Consider the following 5,593-nt stretch of genomic DNA (forward strand, 5'->3'; position numbering starts at 1 on the left):
CGCGCCCCTGGTGCTGCGGCAGATTGCCGTGGGCGACGGCGGGGGCAGCGTGCCCGCGCCCGCGCCCAGCTGGACCGGCCTTGCGGCAGAGAAGTGGCGCGGCAACGTCAACGCCGTCATGGTCAACCCCGACGCCCCCACCGAGGTGGTGGCCGACGTGGTGCTGCCCTTCAACGTGGGCGGGTTCTTCATCCGCGAATGGGGCCTGTTCGACGAGGCGGGCGACATGGTGGCCGTGGGGCCGCACGCGGAAACCTACAAGCCGCTCATCGCCGAGGGCACGGCGGTGGAAGTGACCGAACGCATCCGCCTGCCGCTGACCAACTCCGCCGCCGTGACCCTGACCATCGCCAGCGCGGCCATGGCCACCCAGCAGTACGTGCGCCAGTACGTGACGCAGGTGGTGGAGGGGCATGATGCGGCTGCCGACGCGCACGCCGGGCGGCTGGATGCGCTTGCGATGGCACTGGCCACCCATGGGCATGCCTATGCCACGGAGGAAACGCCGGGCTTCGTGCGCAGGGCCACGGACGAGGAGGCCGCCGAGGGCGCGGACACCGAAGACTACGTGACGCCGAAGCAACTGGCCGATGCGCTGGGGCGGGTGGGCGGCATGCCCATCGGCATGACCTTCTGGTGGCCGGGCACGCAGCCCCCGGCGGGCTCGCTGGCCATCAACGACGGGCCGCTGCTGCTGCGCGCGGCGTACCCGCAACTGTGGGCCATGGCGCAGGCCAGCGGCAACATCATTACCGAGGCGGCGTGGCAGGCACAGGCGGCGGTGCAATCGTCGGTGGGGGCGTTTTCCAGCGGTGACGGGGCGACGACGTTCCGATGCCCCCGGCTGCGCGATTTCGTGCGTGGGGCGGACCCCAGCGGGGGGCGCGCCGTTGGTGCGTGGCAGGATGCTTCGAGCATCACCGGGGGCGTGCTCTACGAAGGCGGCACGCCGGGTGCGGGCTTGCGCCTGAACCTGGGGAGTCTTGATGGACAACAGCAGGTCCAGTCTTCCACGGCAAACAGCAGCAGCCCCACCACGCAACTCTCCGTGACCACCGGGCGCATGCGACCGCCATCGGTCAGTTGGCTGCCCTGCATCAAGGCGTTCGACACCGTGAGCAACGCAGGCGAGGTGGACATTGCCGCGCTGGCCGCCACGCTGGCGGGAAAGGTGGACCGGAGCGATTGGGTAACCCTGGTGCCGGGTGCAGCTTGGCGTCGGCCCGATGGTGTGATCGAACAACGGATGAAGGTCCAGGAAAGCCCCAACGTCAGCACCCGCCGCCTGTGGCCCGTCGCATTTCCCAACGAGTGCTATGGCGCGTGGATAACACCCGCCGACCTTGGCACGTCGTCCCAGATAACGGCGCAGGCCGATGTTACCGGTGTCATTTTTCGCGAGGGGGCAGCCTTTGGCGACAGCTCCAGCTATTTCTACGTGTTCGGCATAGGCCGGTAAGGGGGAATGACATGCAATATTACCATGTTGAGCAGGGCTTCCTTCTTGATGGACTCCACCAGATTCCCGACGACGCAATTCCGCTGACGGACGCTGAATATGCCTACCTGCACGCGGCACAGGCCAGCATGATCATACAGGTCGGCTCCGACGGTCGCCCCGTGGCTGTGGCGCCGGAGCGCGCGCTGGAAGAGGTGGCCACCGCCAAGGCGCGCGAGATTCGCGCCGGATACGACACGGCCCTCGCAGGCGTGCTGGCCGGGGCGGAGGCAACCGCCACCGGCGTGGCCGTGGGATCGGCCCTGATGGCCGTCACGGACCCGCAAGGGCTGGAATATCTGGTGGACATGCTGACCGCCCGCCGCGTGGAGCTGGAGCAGGCCCTGCTGGCCGCGCAGGCCGACGCAGACCCGGTGGCCGCCGTGTTGGCCATCGTGGTCAGCTATCCCACGTAGTGTGGTTGCCCGGCGCGCCGGGCATGCTCACTGACAATCGAAGAGGGACGGGAAGGAAAGGCCCGGTCGCGTCAACTGCAAGAGGCGGCGCGACCGGGCACGAAGCCGAGAGGAACAGGCGGGGGCGTTGGCGCGCCCCCACTGGACCGGCGCGAGCACGCCGGACCACGGCCCCCGGAGGGTAGCAGCCCGCCGGTTCGTTCCGCTGCTCCATGGTCCCCTGTCCCGAAGGGCAAGGGGCCACGGTTGTAGCAGGCACGAATGGCCATCACCACCAGGCACGTCATGACGGGACACACGCAACGGGAAGTACGCTGCGGCAACTGCCGCCGCCTGCTGGCCAAGGGAGAGGCCATCGACCTCACCATCAAATGCCCGCGCTGCGGGTGCATGAACCACGTGAGGGGCACGACCCCCGGCACGGAAGGCCAGCGAGCCTCGAAGGAGACTTCGCATGGACCGACCGATTGAACGCATTGGCGACGTGGCCACCATCATTCAGGGCGATGCCCTTACCGTGCTGCGGGGGCTGCCCGGCGAAAGCGTGGATGCCGTGGTCACCGACCCGCCGTATTCCAGCGGCGGGATGACCCTGACGGCCCGGCAGGCCGATCCGGCGACCAAGTATCAGCATGGCAGCACAAAGCTCAGTTACCCGGCCATGCTGGGCGACAACAAGGATCAACGCAGCTTCACCACGTGGGCCACACTATGGCTGACCGAATGCTGGCGCATGGCCCGCGATGGTGCGCCGTTGCTGGTCTTCACGGACTGGCGGCAACTGCCATCCACCACCGACGCGGTGCAGGCCGCCGGATGGCTGTGGCGCGGGCTGGTGGTCTGGCACAAGCCGTCCGCCCGTCCGCTGTTGGGCGAGTTTCGACGTGACGCCGAATTCCTCGTCTACGCGGTGAAGCGCAAGGCCAACCCGGCCACACGCAACTGCCTGCCGGGCGTCTTGCGGCACAGCGTGAACCCGGCAGAGAAGGTCCACCTGACCGGCAAGCCCGTGGCCCTGCTGCGCGACCTGCTGGCCGTGACGCAGCCCGGCGGCCTTGTGCTCGACCCGTTTACCGGGGGCGGCACCACCGGTATGGCCTGCATGGCCACCGGGAGGAGGTTCCTCGGCGTCGAGCTGTCGCCCGAATACCACCGTATCGCCGCCGACCGCATCGCAGCGGCCCACCGCGACGCGCTGACCATGGAGTAGAACGCAAAGCCCCCGGCAGGGGAGAACCTGCCGGGGGCTGCCGGGCGAATGGATGGGGAGTGAAAACTACCGCGCGGGACCGGTGGATGGGACTGCCGCAAGCTGGTCCGGCGAAAGGGGCACCTCTTCCTGGAGGATGCGCGGCAACTTGACCTCGCCGGGGGAAATCTCCATGCGCTTGGCAATGGCGGCGCGCAGTGCATCTTCATCGGTCAGGCCGTCCTTCTGGTAGTGGCCGCGCAACTCGCCCCACAGGCTGGCCATCTCGCGCTCCTGCGTCGTGGTACCGCGCTTGCCCGCCGTCACGCGCCAGACCTTGCCAGTCTCGTTGCCAGCGCCCTTGCCGTCCGGCGAATACTCCGCCGTGGCAAGCTGGGTTGCGGCATGTGGCCGCCGGTCGGCCTGCGATTCCAGAATGACCTGGACAAGGGCAGCCCCGCCCGTCTCGGTGTAGTACTTGGCCGCCGCAACGACCGTGGCTGCCATGTTCTGCCGCGAAAGCTCGGACTGGTCGGCATCCGCAGGCACGATGCGATACCGCCAGCGCTTGCGGGATCCGCCGGACATGTCCTCTGACGACACCAACATGTACGGCACAGGAGCAGGTAGCGCCGCCACAACACTGCCCGGTGCCGAAGATACGGGGGCGGATGCAACGCTATGCGACGATGCCGGGATAGGCGACGGCTGCGGCGGAGCATCCATGCCCATCGACAGCACGGCCATCAATACGAAATACATCAGAAACGCCTTCACGCGCGTGGGCTTGCCCCACCGCATGACCCACGCAGGCTTGAATAGTCCCACCAGCGCGGCAAACATCGCCGCCCCGGCCAACAAAGTGAATACGGCAGACACAGCGGACATGGCTCCTCCCCGTTGCGCATTGGATATACTTGCCAATACATACACAACGAAAAGGGGCCAGGGCAACCCTGCCCAAGCCCCACCCACGCGCCCGCGCGTAGCAACCACAATGCCTGTCACCCAACTTGAGAACCGACCATTCTCAACTGACATGACGAAATTTCTCAACTATGGCGACAACTCACATATTTCTATTCACATCCCCAAGGTTGGAAATAGGGTTGGAAAAGTTTTTCCAACTCTATTCGAGAACATTCTTTTTATCAGCCAACCATTTGATTTTATTTTGGCGCGCCCGGGAGGATTCGAACCCCCGGCCAAGAGCTTAGAAGGCTCCTGCTCTATCCACCTGAGCTACGGGCGCGTGACGAGAGGGGATTTTTCTAGCCGAGCCGCTGCCGCCGGTCAAGGGCAAGGGTGGGGCAACGGTGGGCGACTGTGGACAACGGCGGGGCAACACGGTGTTTACGTAAGGGCGGTGGTGTTTTTTTTGGGGGGGGGCAGGCCGGAACCGAATCGAGGGGACGCCGGAATACGGACCGCAAGGCAGCCGCACCGAGTATCCGCCTCCTGTCCGCCGCACATTCGCCGCACTCCCCGCCCCCCCATCGTCGCAGCATCAACGCACCACCAGCATACCGGTCGCCGCTCGCCACCCGTGGCGCCCCAACGCAAAGCGTCCGGGCAATCCGTCCGCACCAACCACTCTGGCTCAACGTATCCGCACCAACCACCGCGCAAGCCTTGTCGGCATTCGCTCCGGCACCCACGCCCGCCCCTGCCCATTCGGGGGGGTGCCTCCCGCCCCGCTTCAACCGTCCCCCTGCCGCCCCCGCATCGCCTCCACCTTCCGCATGCAATCCCCTCCCCTGCTTGACGCGCCCCGTCCGGCGTCCTACCGGAGGAGATGCGCCCCTTCCGCATGTACGGCTGCCGGGCGCGCTTCCGCTCCTTCTACAGGCACGTTCACCATGACAAACGTTTCCGCCGCATCTCCCTTCGCCACGTATGACGACGTGCAAGCCCACCTGGACAGGCTGGGCATGTTCCACATGGACCTTGGCCTTGGCCGCATGGAGCGCGTGCTGGACGCGTTGTCCCTTGCCGCGCCGCCGTTCACCGTGGCCCAGGTGGTGGGCACCAACGGCAAGGGGTCCACGTCCACGTTTCTCGCCGCCATCGGCACGGCGCACGGGCTGCGCACCGGCCTGTACACCTCGCCACACTTCGTCACCCCGCGTGAACGCATCCGCATCGACGAGGACATGTTGTCTGCCGACCAGTGGCCTGCCTTGGCCAATCGGGTCATGGCGGCGGGCGGCGATTCCCTTACCTATTTCGAGTTCCTCACCGTGCTCGGCCTGCTGGCCTTCCGTGAGGCGGGCGTGCAGCTTGCCGTACTGGAGGCGGGCCTTGGCGGTGCGCACGACGCCACCACCGCCGTGGCCGCCGACGTGGTCTGCGTGACGCCCATCGGGCTGGACCATCAAAGCGTGCTGGGCCCCACCATTGCCGCCATCGCCGCCGACAAGGCCGGTGCGCTACGGCCCGGAGTGCCCGCCGTCACCGCGCCCCAGCCAGCGGACGCCATGGACGAACTGC

6 protein-coding genes and 1 tRNA gene are annotated in these 5,593 nt (G+C 67.0%); 5 read left to right on the forward strand and 2 right to left on the reverse strand.

The features are described 5' to 3' along the window. From FVW20_RS06430 to FVW20_RS06445, 4 genes are all read left to right on the forward strand, one after another. The coding region (locus FVW20_RS06430) for a phage tail protein (RefSeq protein ID WP_196608781.1) at positions 1–1,459 on the forward strand (1,459 nt) is incomplete at its 5' end. Positions 1,460–1,470: 11 nt separating this feature from the next. Next, on the forward strand, positions 1,471–1,914 hold the full coding sequence (locus FVW20_RS06435) for a phage tail protein (RefSeq protein ID WP_196608782.1): 444 nt from the start codon (positions 1,471–1,473) through the stop codon (positions 1,912–1,914). Between the two features lie 261 nt (positions 1,915–2,175). Continuing rightward, a complete protein-coding gene (locus tag FVW20_RS06440) occupies positions 2,176–2,385 on the forward strand; it encodes a Com family DNA-binding transcriptional regulator (protein WP_372434971.1) in 210 nt (69 codons plus the stop codon). Further along, positions 2,369–3,124 carry a DNA-methyltransferase gene (locus tag FVW20_RS06445; RefSeq protein WP_196608783.1) on the forward strand — a complete coding sequence of 252 codons (756 nt, stop codon included), beginning with the start codon at positions 2,369–2,371 and terminating at the stop codon, positions 3,122–3,124. The genes FVW20_RS06440 and FVW20_RS06445 overlap by 17 nt, the downstream gene beginning before the upstream one ends. 66 nt (positions 3,125–3,190) lie before the next feature. Here FVW20_RS06445 and FVW20_RS20200 read toward each other — a convergent pair whose 3' ends face one another. Continuing rightward, positions 3,191–4,144 carry a DUF4875 domain-containing protein gene (locus tag FVW20_RS20200; RefSeq protein ID WP_443677865.1) on the reverse strand — a complete coding sequence of 318 codons (954 nt, stop codon included), beginning with the start codon at positions 4,142–4,144 and terminating at the stop codon, positions 3,191–3,193. Between the two features lie 134 nt (positions 4,145–4,278). Continuing rightward, a tRNA-Arg gene (locus FVW20_RS06455) sits at positions 4,279–4,355 on the reverse strand. A 607-nt stretch (positions 4,356–4,962) separates the two neighbouring features. On the opposite strand from FVW20_RS06455, the gene FVW20_RS06460 reads away from it, so the two are divergent. Then, positions 4,963–5,593, forward strand: a 631-nt coding sequence (locus FVW20_RS06460) for a folylpolyglutamate synthase/dihydrofolate synthase family protein (protein ID WP_504739145.1), incomplete at its 3' end; no start/stop codon positions are given.

This window comes from Nitratidesulfovibrio oxamicus (assembly GCF_015731765.1).
GTDB classification, from domain to species: Bacteria; Desulfobacterota; Desulfovibrionia; order Desulfovibrionales; family Desulfovibrionaceae; genus Cupidesulfovibrio; species Cupidesulfovibrio oxamicus.

Excerpts from the sequence above, each read along its gene's own strand:
- FVW20_RS06440 (WP_372434971.1), top strand. The coding sequence starts at position 2,176 with ATGGCCATCACCACCAGGCACGTCATGACGGGACACACGCAACGGGAA.
- FVW20_RS06435 (WP_196608782.1), top strand. The coding sequence starts at position 1,471 with ATGCAATATTACCATGTTGAGCAGGGCTTCCTTCTTGATGGACTCCAC.
- FVW20_RS20200 (WP_443677865.1), bottom strand. The coding sequence starts at position 4,144 with ATGTCAGTTGAGAATGGTCGGTTCTCAAGTTGGGTGACAGGCATTGTG.
- FVW20_RS06445 (WP_196608783.1), top strand. The coding sequence starts at position 2,369 with ATGGACCGACCGATTGAACGCATTGGCGACGTGGCCACCATCATTCAG.